The organism is Pseudovibrio sp. Ad26 (assembly GCF_001623285.1).
GTDB lineage: Bacteria > Pseudomonadota > Alphaproteobacteria > Rhizobiales > Stappiaceae > Pseudovibrio > Pseudovibrio ascidiaceicola.
In genome coordinates, this window is sequence record NZ_LMCE01000088.1 from 361,869 (window position 1) to 380,968 (window position 19,100).

Here is a 19,100-nt window from a genome sequence, read left to right on the forward strand (position 1 = left end):
AAACAACTAGTGTGCCAAGGGATCAATAGCTTTGCCCTTGGCACTATGAGTATATAGAACGAGAACACGAGAAAAGAGTGATCGGTGAACATCTTGGATCTGGCAAATATAGACTACAGCGCACGCGACCGGTTTGACCGGATGTATGATGAAATTAGGGATCGTATCTGCCTGTTGGATTACGCGCCTGGAAAACGACTTTCTGAAACAGAACTGGCGGAAGAATTCGGTGTGAGCCGGACACCATTGCGCCGGGTGCTAGTTCGCCTGGAAAGCGAAGGCCTACTGCGCTCAGTTCACGGTGTCGGTACCTTTGTAACGGACGTGGACATCAAGGAGCTGGAGCAAACCTATCTGCTCCGCATGGAACTAGCGGAACTCAGCGGAAAATTGTCGCCCGCACCTCCCACAGAGGAGATACTGTCTGAGTTTGAGGCTTTGACTGCCCGCGCCAAAGAACTTCAGACAAACCCAAATGCTCGCGAGTTCTCGATCCTGATCATGGATTTCTTCCTCACCATCCTCAAGCTCACAGATAACGGTCCTTTGCGCGAGATTTCGGAGAGACTCTACATGCAGACAACCCGCATCTGGCTCAAGTCTCTATTTGCATCCGTCATCGATTTGACAGACGAAGTTATCATCTTCAACCGGGAAATGGATGACATCCTGACAGCTTTAAAGCTGGGAGACCTGAAAGCCGTCTCCCTCATCCAAAAAGCCCACATCTCCATGAGCTTCACCCGCATGAGGATCTCTTACCAAAACGTTGAGAACAAGTAGGGTGGATGCATGAAGTTCGACAAAATTAGTTTTTGAATATCGGAATGTTTGGCCCTGTTATGCGGCTTGTGCGTGGTAGCGCAAACGGCGGAATTGAAGAGTTTTGCATTTAATCGTCTGCCGTTTTTTTCAGGATCTGCTTATCCCGCCTGAAATAAACATCGGGTGCCATATGAAGGGTATGAGTGACGTCTTTGGCCTTCATAGTGGTGCATAGCTTCAAGGCGATGATGTAGCGGCTGCCAGCGTTTAGGGCCGTTATGTATGGACCGCCTGCATTTCGCAAGAGAGTTGTTACTTGAAACCTTGAAGTCGCTACTATGTATCCGACCTGTTTATCGGCACGCGGGCCGTGGCCTTGATGGTAATACGCACGTACCTACAGTCTAATTAGCGGACAGGTTACTTAGAACCATGCTGGCCCTCTGACTTTGGGTGCGTTCTTTCTTCCGTTCCATGCTCATGCTCTGTCGCGAACTTTTAAGGAGGTTCTGGTTAGATCGCCTCCATGTCAGTTGTATGGTTGTCAAACTCCGTGCAATTGTACAATACGCTCCAGGCGATCCTTGCCGGTTTATTGGCCAAGGCGACGGACAGTTTATTCTTATGCATTCGCTTGGATGCCCGCTCCAGCCAGTCTTCGAAGCTTAGGTTCTGCCAAAGTTTTGGTCGCATCATCAAAACGTGTGCCGCTTGCACCAACAACGTGCGTAAATAGCGATTTCCGGCTTTTGATATTTTGCCTAGGGTGGGCTTATCTCCTGTGCTGTACTGCCGAGGGACCAGGCCCAACCAAGCGCCAAGGTCTCGTCCGCGTTCAAAAGCAGATCCGTTACCGATGGCGGCCACCAGCGCGGTGGAGATGATGGGTCCGATGCCGGGGATACTCATCAGCAGTTGGCAGCCAACGTCATATTTGCTGATCTGTTCGATCTCGGTACTGGTCGCATCGATGCGTTCGTCTAGCCACAGCCAGTCTTCATAAAGGCCGATCAGGATGTCGTGCATGCGCGGAGAAATCTCATCACCGCGATTGTCGAGAATGGCGAACAGAGAGTTTCTCAAACTGCTGCTGCCTGTGCGCACCGCAATTCCTTGCTCTAACAGAAAGGCCCGGATCTGGTTGATGGTGGCGGTACGACGCGAGACCAATCGGGATCGAACTCGGTGCAGGGCTTGTAGATCGAGCTGATCCTGGCTCTTTTCCTGCACGTAATTCAAATTGGGCCGCAACACGGCCTCGGCCACAGCTTCAGCATCGTTGTAATCGTTCTTCTGGCCTTTGACGAAGGGCTTGGTGTATTTGGCGGCGATGATACGGGGATCGAACCCCAATTTGCGCAGTGTTCGGCTGACAAAATACGCACTCATGCACGCTTCCATGCCCACAATACAGCGCGGCAACTTCTCGAACGTCGCCACGAGAGACAGACGCTTGATCTTTTTCCGAAAAGCGTAGCTACCATCATCATTGAACCCAACGATGTGCAATGTATCTTTGCCAATGTCGATGCCGACTGAGAGAAGTTCTGTGGTCATGGGACTGCTCCGGTTTGATAAGAACAGGATCACTATAGAACCTGCGCCTTGGGGGAGCAGGCGGTCCATCCCATTACCGGACATTTGTGCGGTTCTATCAATAGCTGAGGCAGCCTAGATGGCAGAAGGCCGTGCTCAGACGGGGATAAAATAGCAGGATTGGTGCATATGGATTTTGACAGTTGGAAAGCATTTGCCCGCCACTTCAGTTTACAAGTGGCGGGCGGGTCTATGTTGGGTAGGTGGTTTTGCGCAGGCAGGAGAACGGTCAAAACTTCAGAGCAATGTTTGCTTTGAGTCCCTGATCTGTGAAGCCGGAACCAAACCGGCCATCGTAGGCCAGACCCAAGGTTGTGTTACGCCCCAGATCCACCGATGCTCCCAGATTCAGCAGGAGGGCATCTCTGGCAATCGGAATACCGGCAACGGAGAAGTCCTCGCCTCCGGCAAAGGCATGATTGACAACAGGTGTTACATCGCCAAACGCATGCTGCCAGGCAGCTTGTGCTGATAGCTTTGCGGTGAATTGACCAAGGTTTGCCCGGGCATCTGCACGCAACCCGATACTGGTGAAGGTGCTGTCCATTGTCTGGCGACCAGCCTTCAGCGCAGCAGAGCCACCGGTTTCGGAGTACCCATCGCTGGACAACTGGATGTAGGATATGTTGGCAAAAGGCTCCAGGCTGGTCGCTGCATAATCAAAACGATACCCCACTTCACCAAAGATCTGCGCAGTTCGCGCTGTGTAGGACCCTGACAGGCTCTCGGCAAAGCCAGTGAAGGCAACCGAGCGGGTCGTGTCGATATCATGCCATGCATAGCTGCCACCTGCGCGCACCCCCAGAGGCCCAAATTCTGTGCCACCATATGCACCAAGATGCAGCGTGTCTGCCGTCGCAGAGGACGTTCTGCCATTCACCTCGATACTGCTGTTGTCATAGCCACCGAAAAAGCCAAGGCGGGAATTTTCACCAATCTGAGCATCTCCACCCAGAAGGAAACCGCCGATTGACCGGTCAAGCCCTGCAACATTGCTGTTTCCGCTCCAGCGTCCCCAGGAGCCAAAACTTTGCCCCCAGAACGCGAAACTCTCGCCAACGCGCTTTTCCACTTGCTCTTGTCCATCCGCAGCAACGGAATCCATTGCAATGCGCACACGACTGAGGGCGGCCTCACGGGCAAAACGGCTATCTTCAATCAGCACTGTTTTTATTGAGGCGTGGGTTTCACCTGAAAGCTGATCGAGTGCTCCTGGTGCATCTGAGTTGGACAGGTTCAAGACTGAATTGAACAAGCCTCCGCTGCCAAGTGAGAACGCACCTTCACCCGCAGCGCACTGATTAGCACTCATCCCGGAAATGCAGAACGTGCTGGATGCCATTTGGGAACCGAGATAAACATTGTTCGCATCGTATGACAGAGCAAAATCAAGGAACGCGAAGTCATCTGTTGGGGTGGATGAATCAAACGTTCCGGAGACGCCCCCTACAGCGCTCATAATCGTATAGACCATATTTGCAGCATAGGTTGAGCCATCGTCGGTTCTGTTTTCCGGCTTCACATGTACCGAACCACCATTGATTGTCACGGCACCGCTGGCGGCCAGCAGATCGTTGTTGATGCCTGCTGCGTTGCCCCCATCATTCAACTCAACCTCAAAGGTTGAGCCACTATTGAAAACAAGAGAAGTCGCATTCAAAGTCCCGACGGAGTTTCCAGGTGCAACCACAGCACCTGAATTGAAAGCAACAGCCCCCACAGTCCCCGAACCACCAAGGCTACCGCCGTTGACTGTAACATCACCAATGGTGCCATTAACAACCAGCTCACCACCTGTAACAGTGGTGCCGCCGGTATAGGTGTTGGTGCCGGTCAGGATCGTGGTGCCGGCAAGTTGATTGACAGTACCACCTCCCGAGATCGCGTGTGAGAAGGTGTAGTCAGTATCCGTATGGTTGAAGTTGATCACCCCGGTACCATCACCAAATTTAACCGCTGCGGCATCTAATATCCCAGCGGCCTGCGCGGTATCACCAGCAGCAGCACCAATGTTGAGCGTGCCACTGGAATCTGTCAGCCTGCCCAGATGAACGCTGTTTTCCACATCAACCACACCACCATCTGAGATCGTCAGGGTACCGTTTCCGAGCAGTCCGATGTTCAAATAGTGGCTGTTTTCCCAAAGAGACCCATCTCCGGTCACGACTACGTCTCCCGAAGAATCTGTATCCGCACCGATAACTCCTTTTTGACTGGTCACCCGGCCACTTTCGGCAATGGTCAGAGTTCCGGTTCCCTGAGTTCCCACGTAAAGACTGATACCTTCTGTATTCAAACCGAAATAGTTTTTCCAATGTGACCCTTCGCCAGTCACCTCCACAGCCCCGGTTGAGCCTGTACGATCTCCAATCTCGCCATAAGCGCTGGTAACTAAACCGCCCTCCAAGACACTCAGGGTTCCGTTTCCATCGCCTCCAATGCTAAAAGCACCCCCAACTCGAAAACGTGAATCAGGACCTGTTACCGTTACAGCTCCAGAAGAACCTGCGTCCTTAGCCACAAGGGTATAAGTTCTTGCAGAAACGTCGCTGCCATCGGCAATAGTCAGAGCTGCTGTTTCAGGGCCACCAACGCTAATAAATAGGTTGCCGGTCAGAGTTGCACCATCCCTGAACTCCAGCTTTCCTTCTGAAACAGTGGTTTCGACGTTGTAGGTGTTGTCACCCGTCAGGACGAGTGTTCCAAGACCAGTTTTTTCCAGTGAGCCAGTTCCGGTCAGGTTGGAAGCAATGGTTGTGGTGAAACCGGCGCCCGTGCTGGTTCCATCCCCAACCCGAAACGGAATCCTATCAAAACTATAACGAGCATTCAGAGCTAAATCGCCGCCAGTCACTGTATAGCCATCGGCGGCAAACTGCATGCCTTTGGAAACCGAGACCCCGGCGCTATCCACGGTGACTGTGCCCGGTGTTCCCTGGAAAATCAGCGTGCTGTCGGGCTGATAAGGTGCACTTACTGAGCCGGTAGCATCGGTCCAGTTGGTTCCGGTCATGCTCCAGGAACCAGAGCCACCATGAACGGCTCCATCAGCACTTGTCACCGCTCCGTTCCAGAAGCTCAGCTGGTCCGGGTTCACCAGAAGATTGACCTGTCCGGCTGTTGCTGTCTGCACGTTGTAAAGGAAACCTATTGGCGCGGTGCCCACCATCAGACCGTTATCGGTCAAACTGCCACCATAAGTGATCAGGTTATACACCCCGGCGTCAAAGCCCCCCGAATCGGTAACGTTGAGCGATCCGTCCAGCGTCAGATCACCGCCAACGGCGATGAGGTCGCTGTCTACGCCCGCTGTGCCGGAAGGAGATCCAAGCTCGAAGTCCAGAACGGATGCGGAGGTCAGATTAAGGTCACCGCCAATTGTCAGCGTACCCGGACTGTTACCCGCTGCAATGGTTCCGCTTGCAACGGACACTGATCCGCCAATCGTGCCTGACCCGCCAAGGCTACCGCCGTTGACTGTAACATCACCAATGGTGCCATTAACAACCAGCTTTCCTCCTGAAACAGTGGTGCCACCGGTATAGGTGTTGGTACCGGTCAGGATCGTGGTGCCGGAAAGTTGGTTAACTCGGCCGTCTCCGCTGATCTCTGGTGCGAATACGTAAGAAGTATCCGTGTGGTTAAAGTTGATCACCCCGGTACCGTCACCAAATCTAACTTCCTCTGTATCAAGGGTGCCTGCCTTCACAGCCATCTCACCTGCTGCAGCGCCAATATTGAGTGTGCCTTGTGAAACAGCACCGAAGGCCAACACGACATCACCATCTACATCCACGATGGCGCCATCCGCGATCGTCAGCGTCCCGGGCGCACTATCTCCGATGATAATACGATCGCGACTCTCCCAAACGGAGCCTTCGCCCGTCACTGTAACAATACCCGAACTGGTCCCACTGAAGCTGGTACTGTCAAAGCCAATGTTGGCGAGACCAGAAGTGACCTTGCCGCCATTCTCTATTTTTAGGGAGCCGGCACCATACTGGCCGACCAAAAGAGAGCCTGCCTCCCAGATGGATCCGCCATCCGTCACAGTCACGGCACCTGTGGCATTAGGTCCACCTATGACGCTGGCCCGACCACTGGTAGCCCTGCCACCATCGGAAATGGTCAGCGTTCCGGTCCCATACAAGCCAATTATAGAGTTAGTAGCAACATTTAACGAAGCTCCTGAACCCGTCACTGTCACGCTGCCCGACACACGGCCAATAAACATATTTTCGCTATTAACCTCACTGCCCTCTGCAATGGTTAATGCGCCGGTGCCGGCATAGCCGACCCTCAGCGTTTCAGTATCGGTCAAAATACTCCCGGCGCGCAACTCCAGCGTACCGCCGGAAACTATTGTGTCACCGGTGTAAGTGTTGGTCCCTGTCAGTGTCACGGTGCCGCTGCCAGTCTTGGTCAGTGCGCTGGTTCCGGTAAGCGCGGTGGCAATGCTGCCGTTTTCGACTGTATATGAGCTGCCCAGGAGTGTGCCGCCCATAACTGTTCCGTCCGCCAACGTGAATGCACCGGTGGTCAGGGTTTCGCCCGCTTCGATGGTGAGTATTCCACCATCAACCGTGGTACCGCCGACTGTTTCGCTGTTGGTGACCTGCAATCGCCCGCCGGTGATGCTAATCTCACCGGTGTCTGACAAAGCAGACCCGCCCCTTAGCTCCAAAGTGCCCCCCGACACTGTGGTGCCTCCGGTATAGGTGTTGGTCCCGGTCAGGATCGTGGTGCCGGAAAGCTGATTGACACTGCCAGTCCCGCTGATGTCTGCGGAGAACGTGTAGTCACTATCCGTGTGGTTGAAGTTGATTACCCCGGTACCGTCTCCGAACTCAGCCGTGGATGCATCAAGCGTACCGGCCGCAGCAGCCGTATCGCCGCTACCCGAACCGATGTTCAAAACGCCAGAACCCGTTGAATTAGAACCCAGCCGGGTCACCCCGGACACACTCACTGTTGCATCCTCTGAAATCGTCAGAGTACCATCGCCATCGCGGCCGACATATAGATTCTCTGAATTGTCCCAGGTTGCCCCGGTGCCGGTCACCTCAACAATGCCGGTTGAGCCTTTGTAACGGCCGATAAAGCCAGATTCGTTACTCACCGTGCCGCCATCAGACACCGTCAGAGAGCCCCCCCCATCGCGGCCGACACTCAGATTGCCCGAATTACCCCAAGCTGACCCAGTGCCGGTCACCTCAACAATGCTGGTTGAGCCTTTGTAACGGCCAACATAGCCGTAGTCACTATTCACCGTACCGCCATCGGATACCGTCAGAATGCCATTGCCAGATCCTCCGACAGCTAGAATGCCCGAATTGACCCAGGTTGACCCAGTGCCTGTCACTTCAACACTGCCGGTTGAACCGTTGCTATAACCGATGTGGCCGTACCAATTACTCACCATGCCGCCATCGGACACCGTCAGTGTGCCATTGCCATATTCTCCGACAGCAAGTTCAATGCCCGAATTGACCCAGGTTGACCCGATGCCGGTCACTTCAACGGCGCCAGTTGAACCTCTGTTATAGCCGATATAGCCGTAGTTACTATTCACAACGCCGCCATCGGATATTGTCAGAGTTCCTTCGCCGTTGTAGCCCACACTCAGATTTTTTGCCTTTGCCGTTCCGTTGGTGGTTTTATCCGTTACAGTGGTCGGATTGGGTGCTGTGGTATCGATGTAAACACTTCGTGCCCCATTCGGGATAATATCGTTAGACCAGTTATCCTCAGCAAACCAGTCGGTCGAGTGGTTACCTTCCCAAGTCTGCCCAAAGGCATCGGTTGCTACGGACAACATCAAAGGTCCTGATACAATTAGCCCTGCCGCAAGATAGGGCGCTCGACTTGCTGTAGTGCCGGCCACTTTGGTCATGCGCCCACCGCACCGCAGATGGTCCAGAAAGTGCTCAAAACATGCTTTTGAAGGGGGCGTAGTCATATGGTTATCGGAACTCTTGGTTCAAAATCTTTGATGTACCCATCTCACTTCAAAACCTGATCGTTTTGACGTGAAATGACGCGGAACTTATCGGTGACCTGCTCAGGAACGATCGTCAGTTAAACGCCCCTAAGCTAAGTCGCTACAGATCTTTCTTCCCAATCATTCGCAAGACGGCACGCCGATACCGGCGGCAGCACTCAAAATGCTGACACTTGAATATCAATGGGATAAAAATACAGAGGGATTGTACGTAGTCGGCAGCGCAAAGAATGCTAAGAACTTAGCAATCTGGCTATTTACTCAGATTTGTGCACACGGCATGAGCGGTTAGACCTCAGAGAGACAAATGCTCGGCTCTGGCGGCATCAATCCAGTCTGACAGGGCTTGCTCATCCGGCACGGCAATTGCGCCATACTTCAGTACGATCAGGCCATTGTTTTCCAGCTGTTTGAGCGCTTTACCCATAGAAACACGTGAGGTGCCCACAGCAATAGCCAAATCAGACTGGTTCCAGTTGAGCATCCCTGGCACTTCTGAAGCTTCGAGCATGTTCTGTAAAAACACCGCTGTATAAGCAGGCAAAGGCAGCAAACGCAGATCGTCAAGCATGTTCAGCGCCACATTCAAACGGCTTAACGTCGCTGGCAAAGCTGCGCGGGCGATTTCGGGATGGGCGTCCATTAGCGTCAGAAAGTCAGCTTTGTGAACATAGCCAATTGTCGTTTTACCAACTGCTGTAGCATTTTGCGTCCGCTTGCGGCCGGTCAGCACGCCTATGATGCCAATGAAATGGCCCTCACCAAGCACTGCAAGAATTGTTTCTCGGCCACTGGGGCTGAAACGCCCCATTCTAACTGCCCCTGAACGCACAATGAGCAGGCGATCACCATCATCACCGGTCGAGAAGATCGTGCGGCCGTCCTGATAGGTGTGGCGCTGCTCGACAGCTGCAAAAGCGGCCTCGACCTTTGGGCTGAGCAGGTCAAGGAACTTGAGGCTCCCGTGATCCAGCAATCCTGTCATGGCCAAGGTTCCTTAAAAAGCGTTGAGGGCATACACTTCATCACGTATCCTGAACACCGCCCTTGTTGTCAACACACCATACTGTTAGGTGCAGTGTCTCAATTGTGACCGCAGTTAGCGATAGCCACGAATATCTACAATTGGTCATGCTGACAACTGAAGAGTGCGGAGCTGCTCCCTACCAGCTCCTTGATTGCTAAATGTCGATTTTCTCTGACAACGAAAGTGCATCTTTAAGGTCTATACCTAAGTATCTGACAGTACTGTCCATCTTTGTGTGGCCAAGAAGAAGCTGCACGGCTCGAAGATTACCTGTCTTCTTGTAGATCTGCGCTACTTTAGTTCTGCGCATTGAGTGTGTGCCGTAAGAACTTGGTTCTAGCCCGATTGATAAAACCCACTCTTTCAGCATTCGGCCATATTGTCGCGTCGAAATGTGCGGCCTATCATGAAACCGGCCTGGCCACAGGTACTCTGACCCAATCATTTCTGGACTGTCTATCCATTTTGACAAGGCTGATCTGGTTCCTTCCATGAGTTCAAACTGAACAGGCTTACCGGTCTTACTCTGAATTATTGAAGTGCACTCTTAAACTCGCCCTGCAGTAAAAACATCGACAACCTTAAGACGTACAAGGTTACACCCTCTGAGTTTGCTATCGATTGCCGTATTGAACAAAGCTAGCTCACGTACTTTGCCTGCAAGTTCAAGGCGAACACGAATGGCCCAAACGTGTTTTGGTAGCAAAGGGCGCTTTTGCCCGACAATCCTGCCACGATTCCAGGCTGGTTTTACTGGTCTGATCATAGGAAGGTTTGATATGGTCATGACAGCTCCTCCAAACCACCCTCAACCACCACATCTAGCTAATCTTACAGCGTACAGAAGACGGTATTGAGGTCTAAATTGGTAAGAACAACGAACTACTAGTTTGCTTGCCAAGCGTTACTCAGAGGACCAGAATATGTGTAGTATAGTTTTCGGTAAAGTTTATTGATGAGTGATATCGCTTTGATATCAGGCCATTTGGAGACATTGGAGCATTTCCATCGGGGATTGAAGTAGCCCCAACCTAAGGCATTTACGGTAGCGTTCATGCATATCCCGCCAAGGGTAACCTATCCCCAAGACAGACAATATACCATTGATGAAGCGCCAGTTCTCTTATACTGGACGGCACCTCCGCCACGCTCACTGGGCTCCGGCTTCTCTATGACCATTCCCGATCATACAAATCGCTGCGCATATACCAAACTCCCCGTCACTACGGGGAGCTTGAAGTACGCTGTGCTTTGCAAGGGAAGAGCTTAGTCAGCGGGGTCCAGATCCGGCAAACCAATTTTGTAGTATAACTTATTGCTGTCATCGCCACCTTCCGAATGCCGATGCACTTCTATAAAGTGGCCATTATTATCCATGGTTACAGCAAGATTGGAGCCATGGTCGTATTTCTTACTTTCACTCCAGTCTATCTTTTTTTTCTCAAATTGTATTTTTCCAGTGCGGTAGTATAGGTCAGCGCTGCTACCGCAACCTCGATGAATCTCCACACAATTACCACTATTGTCCATCGCTACTGAGTGATCTGAGCCTGAATCGTATTGGATACTATCACCCCAACTTATGGTCTTTTTGCTGAAGTCTATTCTGCCAACGCGGTAGTAAAGTTTATCGTCGTTACCAGAAGCCGGGTTGCCTCTATGTGTCTCTACGCAATTACCATGATCATCCATTGCGATGGCAATGTCAGCGCCCGTGTCATACTTGTCGCTATCTCCCCAATGTATTGTCTTTGCAGTGGAGTTAACGATCCCAACCATGTAGTAGAGATTGTCTTTGTCGTCGCCGCTACCGGTGTGTAGCTCAACGCAGTTACCATGATTATCCATGGCGACTGCGACCTTGGTCCCGGTGGTGTAATTTTGATTATTGCCCCAATTGACTGTCCTGGCACCTATATCCGCAAGTCCAACGGCATAATATAGTTTATTGCCACTCCCACTTTCCCTATGCACACAGATACAGTGGTCTTTATTGTCCATAGATACGGCAAAGTCGGAGCTGCTTGTAAAATATATACCGTTTCCAAAGTCGATACGATTGCCGGAGAAATGCGCCCTTCCTACGCGGTAGTAAAGTTTGTTGCTATTTCCACCAGAGCCACGGTTCATTTCCAGGCAGCCTGAGATGTAATCTGTAGCGATCGCCACCGAGGAGCCTGTAGTGTAATAAATGCTAGGCCACCAGACAGCGTCAATAGCTGTATACGCTTTCCAAGTCGCGATTGAAAACGTTCCAGCTAGCGCACTCCTGGAGGTTGCAAAAATCTCGATACTGGTAGGTGACGTTATCTGAAGACCTTTCCCCCATCGAAAATTGGCACCAAGTTCTGATGGCCACATCATATCTGTATCTGGCTTATAGCGCGCCTTGATATCAGCTAAGCTGATTGCGGTTGATGTATCGTCGTATCTTGTTTCCGCATCAACTGACGAGGAGGCTCCAGTATCCAATAGTATTGGAGCACGAACTTCCGTTACACTTGCACTATGATCCCCTTGAATTTGGAGCCGATACAAACCAAAACTTCTATCGGTGCCGTGCATTGTGAAAATAAAAAGCTGTCCATCTTCCTGTGTCGCGAGGGCGAAACCACCCTCCGAACTAAATGTGTCAGGGAGATCTTTCTTTGAAATCAACTGAATGAGGTCGAACTGGGTTTGCGCACTAATGTCAGTAGTTTGGGATCGATAAACACTTAGCCCTGGGCTATCCCCTGCAATGACAATGTATTTCCCTTTTTCTTCACCTACTGACTTTTCTTTCGTCATCCCTGCGCCATTTACCCCGCTATCTTCCCTCGGGATCGTGGTCAGAAGTTTCATCGGTTTGTTTTTTGCCGTGGGGCGCACATCGTAGATTTGCACTTCCGAGCAGGTGTTATGTTTGTCACTTTTCTCGAGTGTAAGTGCCATATAGCTACCGCAGACTTGAACACCTCCTGGATGACCCCAAGCGGGATCATGTTCGGTGTTATAAGTTGCTTGAATTATGTCACTGCCTCCATATTTTTTTGGAATTTTATTTCCAATCATGTACATGCCTTGCTGGTCGTCAGTCATCACGTTTGTGTGCGTGAAGACTAACTTTGAGCCAAAAGCACCAACTCCTTTAAAATGTGAGTAGATCGAAGGGTGGATGGTAAAATAGTAACCAGTCCCACCAGAGTTTGCATTGACACTGTCAAAAGTCGCTGCTGCATTTACCAGCTGTGGGTTTTCCGGAATAATTTCCGTCGCATCACCGCTTTCAATCACAAATCTGGCGTCGTTGGTTTTTCCATTTGTGCTGCGCGCATCCACCGTCCAATAGTGTCCCTCGGAGCCTTTGGTTGGGAAAATTCTCTGCACCGGCAGTAACTGAGAAGTCATAGCTTCGTATATCTGATCGCTAGTGCCGACATCGATTTTGTTCACGTTCCCAATCGGATTGGCGAATGTGAAATAGATGCTGATGGGGTTTTCAGGCGACTCAGATTTATATTTTACCCAGCCAGCGCACCCTGCGACGGACAATTCTGCCTCATCACACTCGACGGTTGCGCGACCACCATCGGGAGCTATTTCTTTTGGCCACTCGCTATCATCTGCGAGTTGACCATATTCTAAGTGAGCTTGCTCAAAAGTGAAAATGGATGGGCTGTTATTGGTGATTTCTAAGCGAATGCGGTGATCTTTTTGCAAAGGCTTTCTCCCTAACGTTAATGCGCCGCCATCGAAATAATTTCGTTAATTGGCTAAGAGCCATGACACGTTGCTATCATCGCTTACGATAACAGGTGCTGTGCTCGAGGCGCTGGTCAGCGGGAGTATATTTTCGCTGGAAAGTGGCACAACCCAAGATTGTTTTGTCGCCTATATGTTTTCGCTATAGGTCGGCATTCTCGCTTTAGGTTCATCGCCTTACAGATTGATCAAGGAGACTGAAAAGCTCTAGGCACTGTTGACAAGGCCCTTCCCTCACAGAGCATAGGACTCTGCGCAAAGGTCAGGCTGGTGCCTTCAACTTCTCGAAGGATGTTCTGGGTGAAGCCCGCCTCATTGAGCAGGCCTTTGGAATTTGCCCCAGTGCTCGATCTGAAGCCATGACTATGCTCGAAAACCATCTTCAGAGTGATAAAATCTATTAGGATAGCCCTGAAGGGCTATCCTTAGCGTACTATTCTACCCCTAACCTCAAACGATCCCTGGATAGGTGCCGAGTGGCACCAAAAGACACTCAGAGAGAACATCCAGTAGTTGATGTTCAAGATTGAAGGTATGAAAGTGACCTGTAGTTGAACACTGGCCAAAGTTTAGACGGGCTTTAAGCCATGTGAACGGCAGCTAATGGTCAACTCCTGATTCCAGCATGCTCTCCTCAAAAGAGTGTCGCAGTGAGTACGGGGGGCGTTCTGTTTCTTTCAGTTTGCACTCGACCATTACCTTGTTGCTCAGGGCACCCCAGCGATCTGCCTTCAGGTGGTAAGCCTGAACTCCGCCCATTGTGACGATCCGCTTAGCTGCATCCAGCAAAACGCCGAAAAGTGGAATTTCTCGCTCTGACCATTTGGTCTTCAGTTTGCGCTTAATCACCCCGTCGCTGTACTCCTCAACGCAGATGTGAGGCACTTCATGTTCCAGAACAAAGTGCTCTAACTTCACACCCAGCAGCTCGGAAGGCCGAAGCCTTGCTTTGATCAGGAGCCTGAACACCAGCATAGCCTCCTCATTGGTCACACCAAAGGCATCTGGAGCCAGCAGAACGGTCTTAATCCAATCACGTGAGAACGACGGCCTATGATCCTGCAAATCGTTCTGTGCAAGTCTGAGCTGAAGAAACGGGTTAGCCAACTGCTCCTGCTTTAGATCTCGCCAGGTCGAAAAAATTTTTGAGAGGTGCGTGAAGTCCTTGTTCGCGGCGCTGGGCTTCTTTCTTTCATCGACAACACATTCCATCCACCACTCACGAAGCTTCAATCCACCATCACAAGTTAACTCGTGGACATTTTTATCACTTACGACAGTGATCAATTTATTGATGGCTTTTTGTCTGGAGTTCTTTCATTTGCGAACTTGATCATCACTCTTTCCCAGGAGCAGATCTGGCGTGAGATCCAGACAATCCTCTTAAAGCCTAGAGACCTTCAGGATCGGCTTATCTGCTCCGCCTAACAATCCATACGCAAGAACAGAAACTGTTTTGGATTGCTCACCCTCCGGGATCACCTCAATACGATTGAGCAGACCACCCAGAGGTTCTGCAACAACCTCTTCCAATGACAGGTAGGTATACCCCTGCACTTCTGCAAAATTGACTGCAGCCTCATAATGAGCTTTTGCCCCTTCATGATCTTCTGCAAGCAAAGCCTCCCAGTCCGCGACAAGCCTCTCCTCAATAATGAGAGACTTCTTTTGTGCCACATCAGGGCTTTGAGTTTTGAGGGAGAGCTGGATGCGTGAGCGCGGATGGACAGAGGCATATCTTTTAGGAACACGCTTCACAAAATAGTACATTCCACGACTGATCGTATAAGCCATATTCTACCCATCCTACATGCAGTGTTATGTAATTTGTTATGAAGAATGTAATGTAGCTCAGTCCGCCAGCGTTAAATCACTTTGCGCAAGACGCTTTAACCTACTGATTAAGCGTAGCTATTCATATTTTCAAAAAGGGAAGATGGCGGACACGGAGGGATTCGAACCCTCGAGACCCTTCCGGGCCTACTCCCTTAGCAGGGGAGCGCCTTCGACCACTCGGCCACGTGTCCATGAGCGGGTAGATACCACGAACCACCTGAAATTCAAGAGCAAGTAGCAACTGTAGCTGTGGAAATAGAAAATACCCTGTGTAGAAACTACAAAAGTCCCAATCTCACCCCCAATTTCCCATCAATACGAATTTCTGGATGCGCACTTTACAAAATTCTGAAACAGGCGTAGATTTTCAATCAAACGATTGATTGAAAATAGGTGCCATCATGACAAACTCCCCTACCCCAAATGAACTGCGTGAAATTCTGGCATCTGACACCCCATCGGCCAAAACAAAACGCGACCTTATTGAATCTGCGCTCTACCACTTCGGTCATGAGGGATATGCCGGCACGTCCACGCGCTCTATCGCGCAAACAGCGAAGGCCAACATTGCTTCCATTGCCTATCACTTCGATGGCAAGGCCGGGTTGAAGCGGGCATGCATCAACTTCATTGCCATGTCGATTGGCGATGTGATGTCCGTTGTGCTGAACAGAAAGCTCTCTGACATCGAGCATCTGTCGCCTGAAGACGCACGCACTAAGATTCTGGAGATGATCGACCGCATGATCACCTTCACCCAGACAAACAAGCGCGCTGAACTGGTGATTGGTTTTATGCTCAAGGAGGTGTTGCACTCACCAGAGGAAGTGGACACACTGTACCACTTGATCTTTGAGCCGCTGATGGACCGTGTCACCGTGCTCTTCAGCCGCGCAACTGGCCAGCCTGTCGCCTCTGATGAACTGAAGCTCGCAATCTTCGCCATGATCGGCCAGTTGCTTTACATCCGTCTGGCCCGTCCGCTGGTGCTCAAGCGCATGGGCTGGCAAGCCGTCGGTCCGGATGAGCTGGCACAGATCAAATCCATCCTCCACCGCTCAATTAACGCTCTGTTAGATGAGCTGTCGAAAGGCTCGAACGATGCTTAATGTCTGCGCTCTTCCTCTCGTTGCAAGCTGGATCGCCTTTTGCGCACCAGAGCAGAACCTGACTGCTGGCTATGTTGAAGGCGACTACCTCAAGCTGGCCCCGGTGGAACTCTCAGAAATTGCGGATGTGCAGGTAGAAGAAGGTGAGCGGGTCAAGAAAGGCCAGCTCATCGCCGTACTGGAATCCTCCGACGCCAACATGAAGCTCGCCGAAGCCAAAGCACAATTGCAGCAGACACTCGCATCACTCAATGACCTCAAGCTTGGCAAGCGCCCTGAGGAGATCGACGTTTTAAACGCAACCCTGCGCTCCGCACAGGCGCAAGCCAAACATTCGCAAAACGTCTACGACAGATATCAAGGTCTTCTTGGGCGCAAAGTCATCTCTCAGGCACAGTTTGATGAAGCAGAGACCGCACTGCTCGTTTCACAGGCTCGCATAACTGAACTGCAGGCCGAGCTCTCCGTTGCCAAACTTCCGGCACGTGAAGACCAGATCGCAGCAGCCGAGAGCCTCTATGAAATGGCAAGGGCGAAAGTTGACCTGGCTGAATGGCTACTTGAGAAGCGCAAGATCTACGCGCCGGAAGATGCCAAGGTCACGGACGTGTTCCTGCACTCCGGTGAAATGGCAGGCCCCACAGCGCCGGTTGCCAGCCTGTTACCCGTCAACTCCATCAAGCTTCATTTCTTTGTACCGGAAGAGCAATATGGCCAGCTTGAAGTTGGCACCAAATTCAACGCCAGATGCTCCGGCTGCACTACCCTGCAAGCCCTGCAGATCACCCACATTGCAGAGGGCCCGGAGTTCACCCCGCCCGTCATCTACTCTTTGGAGACACGCGAGCAGCTGGTTTATGAAGTGCAGGCAAAACCCATCACAAAGCACTCCCCATTGAGACCCGGTCAAATTTTTGACGTTGATCTGGACAGCTTGCAATGAACGCAATTGAAGTCAAAGGCCTGACCAAACGCTTTGGCGACAAGCTGGTCGTCAACAATGTCTCGCTCAAAGTCAATCCGGGTGAGATTGTCGGCTTCCTTGGTCCCAATGGCTCAGGCAAAACCACCAGCATCCGGATGATGTGTGGCCTTCTCAAGCCAGACGAAGGCAACGGACAGGTGCTTGGGTATGATCTGATCAAGGACCGTCTGCTGATCAAAAGCCAGGTCGGCTACATGACGCAGAAATTCTCGTTCTACGAAGACCTCACCATTGAAGAGAACCTGAGCTTCGTCGCACGGCTTTACAACCTCACACCCGTCAAAAAGCACACCACCGCGACGCTGGAAAAGCTCGGCCTCTTATCCCGCCGCAATCAATTGGCAGGCGAACTGTCAGGTGGATGGAAACAACGCCTCGCTCTGGCGGCCTGCACCATGCACAAGCCCAAGCTTCTGCTGCTGGATGAACCCACCGCTGGTGTGGACCCCAAAGCCCGCCGTGATTTTTGGGAGGAGATCCACCACCTTGCAGCTGATGGCATGACCGTTCTTGTCTCCACCCACTACATGGACGAGGCCGAGCGCTGTCATCGCATCACCTACATCTCATATGGCGAACTGCTGGCAGATGGTTCCTTGAGCGACGTTATCGCAGATGCAGGACTGTACACATACACACTCACCGGCCCCAACCTTGAGCGTTTCATTCCTCAGCTTCAGGAAAACAAAGGCGTGCAGCAGGTCGCACCGTTCGGCAACTCATTGCACGTGACAGGAACAGACCTTCAGGCATTGAAACGCGCGCTCAAACCACTGGAGCAACACGAAGACATCCGGACAGAACAATCAGAAACCAATCTGGAGGATGTCTTCATCAAGTTCATGAGTGACAGCACGGACAATATGCAATGAGCAGAGTATTCTCCCTTCAGCGGCTCTTTGCCATGCTCATCAAAGAGTTCATCCAGATGCGCCGCGACCGCATCACCTTTGCCATGATGCTCGGCATTCCCCTGCTTCAGCTCGTGCTGTTTGGATACGCAATCAACAATGACCCGCGCGGCCTCCCCACGGCTCTGGTCTCAATGGCAAATGATCCATACTCTCGCGCTGCCGTCACAGCCCTTGAAAACTCTCAGTACTTCAAGTTCATTGATGTGAATGTCTCACCGTCAGAAGCCCGCAGCCTGCTTCGGCATGGTAAAGTCACGTTTGTGGTGACCTTCCCGAGCGATTTCGCCAAGCAGGCAGAAGCAGGAACGCCCAACGCACTGATTGAAGCAGACGCCACAGACCCGGCAGCGTCCGGCGCTGCGGTCGCCTCTGCCCCGGCAATCATCGAAAAAGCCGTTGCATCCATCAAACAAAAGAACCCAAGCCTGAAGCAGGATCTTTTGAAGTCCAGCACCATCATTCATCGCAAATACAATCCGGAAGGCATCACCCAGTACAACATCGTCCCCGGCCTGCTGGGCGTCATTCTTCAGCTGACACTGGTGATGATGACTAGCATCGCGCTGACGCGAGAAACAGAACGCGGCACCATGGAAAACCTTCTGGCCATGCCCGCATCTCCTTTCGAGATCATGTGCGGCAAAGTCCTGCCCTATCTGGGCGTGGGGGCGGTTCAGGTCGCCGTAGTGTTGAGTGCAGGCCGCCTGCTCTTCAACATCCCGTTTGAAGGCGGGCTGCTGCTACTCATCGGTGCCATACTGGTTTTTGTGCTGACATTGGTTCTGCTGGGTTACTTCATCTCAACAGTCGCCCGCACGCAAATGCAGGCCATGCAGATGACGTTCTTCTTCTTTCTGCCGTCACTGCTACTTTCCGGCTTCATGTTCCCCTACGCGGGCATGCCGGAATGGGCGCAAACGCTGGGCGAGATCTTCCCACTCACTCATTTCCTACGCGTTGTACGGGCGATCTTGCTGAAAGGCGCAGAATGGAGCGAGGTATCTGCAAGCGTTTACACCCTCTTCCTGTTCGTCGGCCTGCTCCTGATGTTGGCTCTCAAGAGGTTCAAGAGGACACTGGACTAACAACTGCCCGCAAGAAAAGAGGCACTGTTTTGCAGCGC

11 protein-coding genes, 1 tRNA gene and 2 pseudogenes are annotated in these 19,100 nt (G+C 51.7%); 6 read left to right on the plus strand and 8 right to left on the minus strand.

The features are described from left to right. The first annotated feature begins 84 nt into the window (after positions 1 to 84). On the plus strand, positions 85 to 783 hold the full coding sequence (locus PsAD26_RS18865; RefSeq protein WP_244278272.1) for a GntR family transcriptional regulator: 699 nt from the start codon (positions 85 to 87) through the stop codon (positions 781 to 783). A gap of 495 nt (positions 784 to 1,278) precedes the next feature. On the opposite strand, the gene PsAD26_RS18870 is transcribed toward PsAD26_RS18865, so the two are convergent. The 5 genes and pseudogenes from PsAD26_RS18870 to PsAD26_RS18895 form a co-directional block, all read right to left on the minus strand. Next, a complete protein-coding gene (locus tag PsAD26_RS18870) occupies positions 1,279 to 2,322 on the minus strand; it encodes an IS110 family transposase (protein WP_063311664.1) in 1,044 nt (347 codons plus the stop codon). Between the two features lie 268 nt (positions 2,323 to 2,590). Further along, the gene (locus PsAD26_RS18875; RefSeq protein WP_193758311.1) at positions 2,591 to 8,254 is read right to left on the minus strand and encodes an autotransporter domain-containing protein; all 5,664 of its coding nucleotides are present in this window, start codon (positions 8,252 to 8,254) and stop codon (positions 2,591 to 2,593) included. A gap of 403 nt (positions 8,255 to 8,657) precedes the next feature. Further along, positions 8,658 to 9,347 (minus strand): Crp/Fnr family transcriptional regulator, encoded by a 690-nt coding sequence (locus PsAD26_RS18880; protein ID WP_063311666.1) that lies wholly within the window; start codon positions 9,345 to 9,347, stop codon positions 8,658 to 8,660. A 196-nt stretch (positions 9,348 to 9,543) separates the two neighbouring features. Continuing rightward, positions 9,544 to 10,155: pseudogene (locus tag PsAD26_RS28975) on the minus strand (tyrosine-type recombinase/integrase). Positions 10,156 to 10,655: 500 nt separating this feature from the next. Next, entirely contained in the window at positions 10,656 to 13,091 is a 2,436-nt protein-coding gene (locus tag PsAD26_RS18895) for a hypothetical protein (RefSeq protein ID WP_063311669.1), read from the minus strand. 287 nt (positions 13,092 to 13,378) lie between these two features. On the opposite strand from PsAD26_RS18895, the pseudogene PsAD26_RS29425 reads away from it, so the two are divergent. Beyond that, positions 13,379 to 13,537 (plus strand): annotated as a pseudogene (locus PsAD26_RS29425) (IS6 family transposase); the annotation flags it as partial. A gap of 196 nt (positions 13,538 to 13,733) precedes the next feature. Here PsAD26_RS29425 and PsAD26_RS18900 read toward each other — a convergent pair. From PsAD26_RS18900 to PsAD26_RS18910, 3 genes are all read right to left on the minus strand, one after another. Then, the gene (locus PsAD26_RS18900; protein WP_153041533.1) at positions 13,734 to 14,366 is read right to left on the minus strand and encodes a hypothetical protein; all 633 of its coding nucleotides are present in this window, start codon (positions 14,364 to 14,366) and stop codon (positions 13,734 to 13,736) included. Positions 14,367 to 14,516: 150 nt separating this feature from the next. Further along, positions 14,517 to 14,927 carry a DUF6538 domain-containing protein gene (locus tag PsAD26_RS18905; RefSeq protein ID WP_063311671.1) on the minus strand — a complete coding sequence of 137 codons (411 nt, stop codon included), beginning with the start codon at positions 14,925 to 14,927 and terminating at the stop codon, positions 14,517 to 14,519. 143 nt (positions 14,928 to 15,070) lie between these two features. Next, a tRNA-Ser gene (locus tag PsAD26_RS18910) sits at positions 15,071 to 15,160 on the minus strand. Between the two features lie 210 nt (positions 15,161 to 15,370). Here PsAD26_RS18910 and PsAD26_RS18915 point away from each other — a divergent pair. From PsAD26_RS18915 to PsAD26_RS18930, 4 genes are read left to right on the plus strand one after another with little or no spacing between them, the layout of a single operon-like run. After that, positions 15,371 to 16,078, plus strand: coding sequence for a CerR family C-terminal domain-containing protein (locus tag PsAD26_RS18915; protein WP_063311672.1), 708 nt, complete (start codon positions 15,371 to 15,373; stop codon positions 16,076 to 16,078). Continuing rightward, on the plus strand, positions 16,071 to 17,021 hold the full coding sequence (locus tag PsAD26_RS18920; protein WP_208985760.1) for an HlyD family efflux transporter periplasmic adaptor subunit: 951 nt from the start codon (positions 16,071 to 16,073) through the stop codon (positions 17,019 to 17,021). The genes PsAD26_RS18915 and PsAD26_RS18920 overlap by 8 nt, the downstream gene beginning before the upstream one ends. Continuing rightward, complete coding sequence (locus PsAD26_RS18925; protein WP_063311673.1) at positions 17,018 to 17,935, plus strand: ABC transporter ATP-binding protein; 918 nt, start codon at positions 17,018 to 17,020, stop codon at positions 17,933 to 17,935. The genes PsAD26_RS18920 and PsAD26_RS18925 overlap by 4 nt, the downstream gene beginning before the upstream one ends. Further along, positions 17,932 to 19,062: an ABC transporter permease gene (locus PsAD26_RS18930; protein ID WP_063311674.1), complete on the plus strand. Its 1,131-nt coding sequence runs from the start codon at positions 17,932 to 17,934 to the stop codon at positions 19,060 to 19,062. The genes PsAD26_RS18925 and PsAD26_RS18930 overlap by 4 nt, the downstream gene beginning before the upstream one ends. The last annotated feature ends 38 nt before the right edge of the window (positions 19,063 to 19,100 follow it).

Bases quoted from the DNA above. Each gene is read 5' to 3' on its own strand.
- PsAD26_RS18920 (WP_208985760.1), top strand. From the start codon at position 16,071: ATGCTTAATGTCTGCGCTCTTCCTCTCGTTGCAAGCTGGATCGCCTTT.
- PsAD26_RS18875 (WP_193758311.1), bottom strand. From the start codon at position 8,254: ATGACCAAAGTGGCCGGCACTACAGCAAGTCGAGCGCCCTATCTTGCG.
- PsAD26_RS18925 (WP_063311673.1), top strand. From the start codon at position 17,018: ATGAACGCAATTGAAGTCAAAGGCCTGACCAAACGCTTTGGCGACAAG.
- PsAD26_RS18870 (WP_063311664.1), bottom strand. From the start codon at position 2,322: ATGACCACAGAACTTCTCTCAGTCGGCATCGACATTGGCAAAGATACA.
- PsAD26_RS18880 (WP_063311666.1), bottom strand. From the start codon at position 9,347: ATGACAGGATTGCTGGATCACGGGAGCCTCAAGTTCCTTGACCTGCTC.
- PsAD26_RS18915 (WP_063311672.1), top strand. From the start codon at position 15,371: ATGACAAACTCCCCTACCCCAAATGAACTGCGTGAAATTCTGGCATCT.
- PsAD26_RS18905 (WP_063311671.1), bottom strand. From the start codon at position 14,927: ATGGCTTATACGATCAGTCGTGGAATGTACTATTTTGTGAAGCGTGTT.
- PsAD26_RS18930 (WP_063311674.1), top strand. From the start codon at position 17,932: ATGAGCAGAGTATTCTCCCTTCAGCGGCTCTTTGCCATGCTCATCAAA.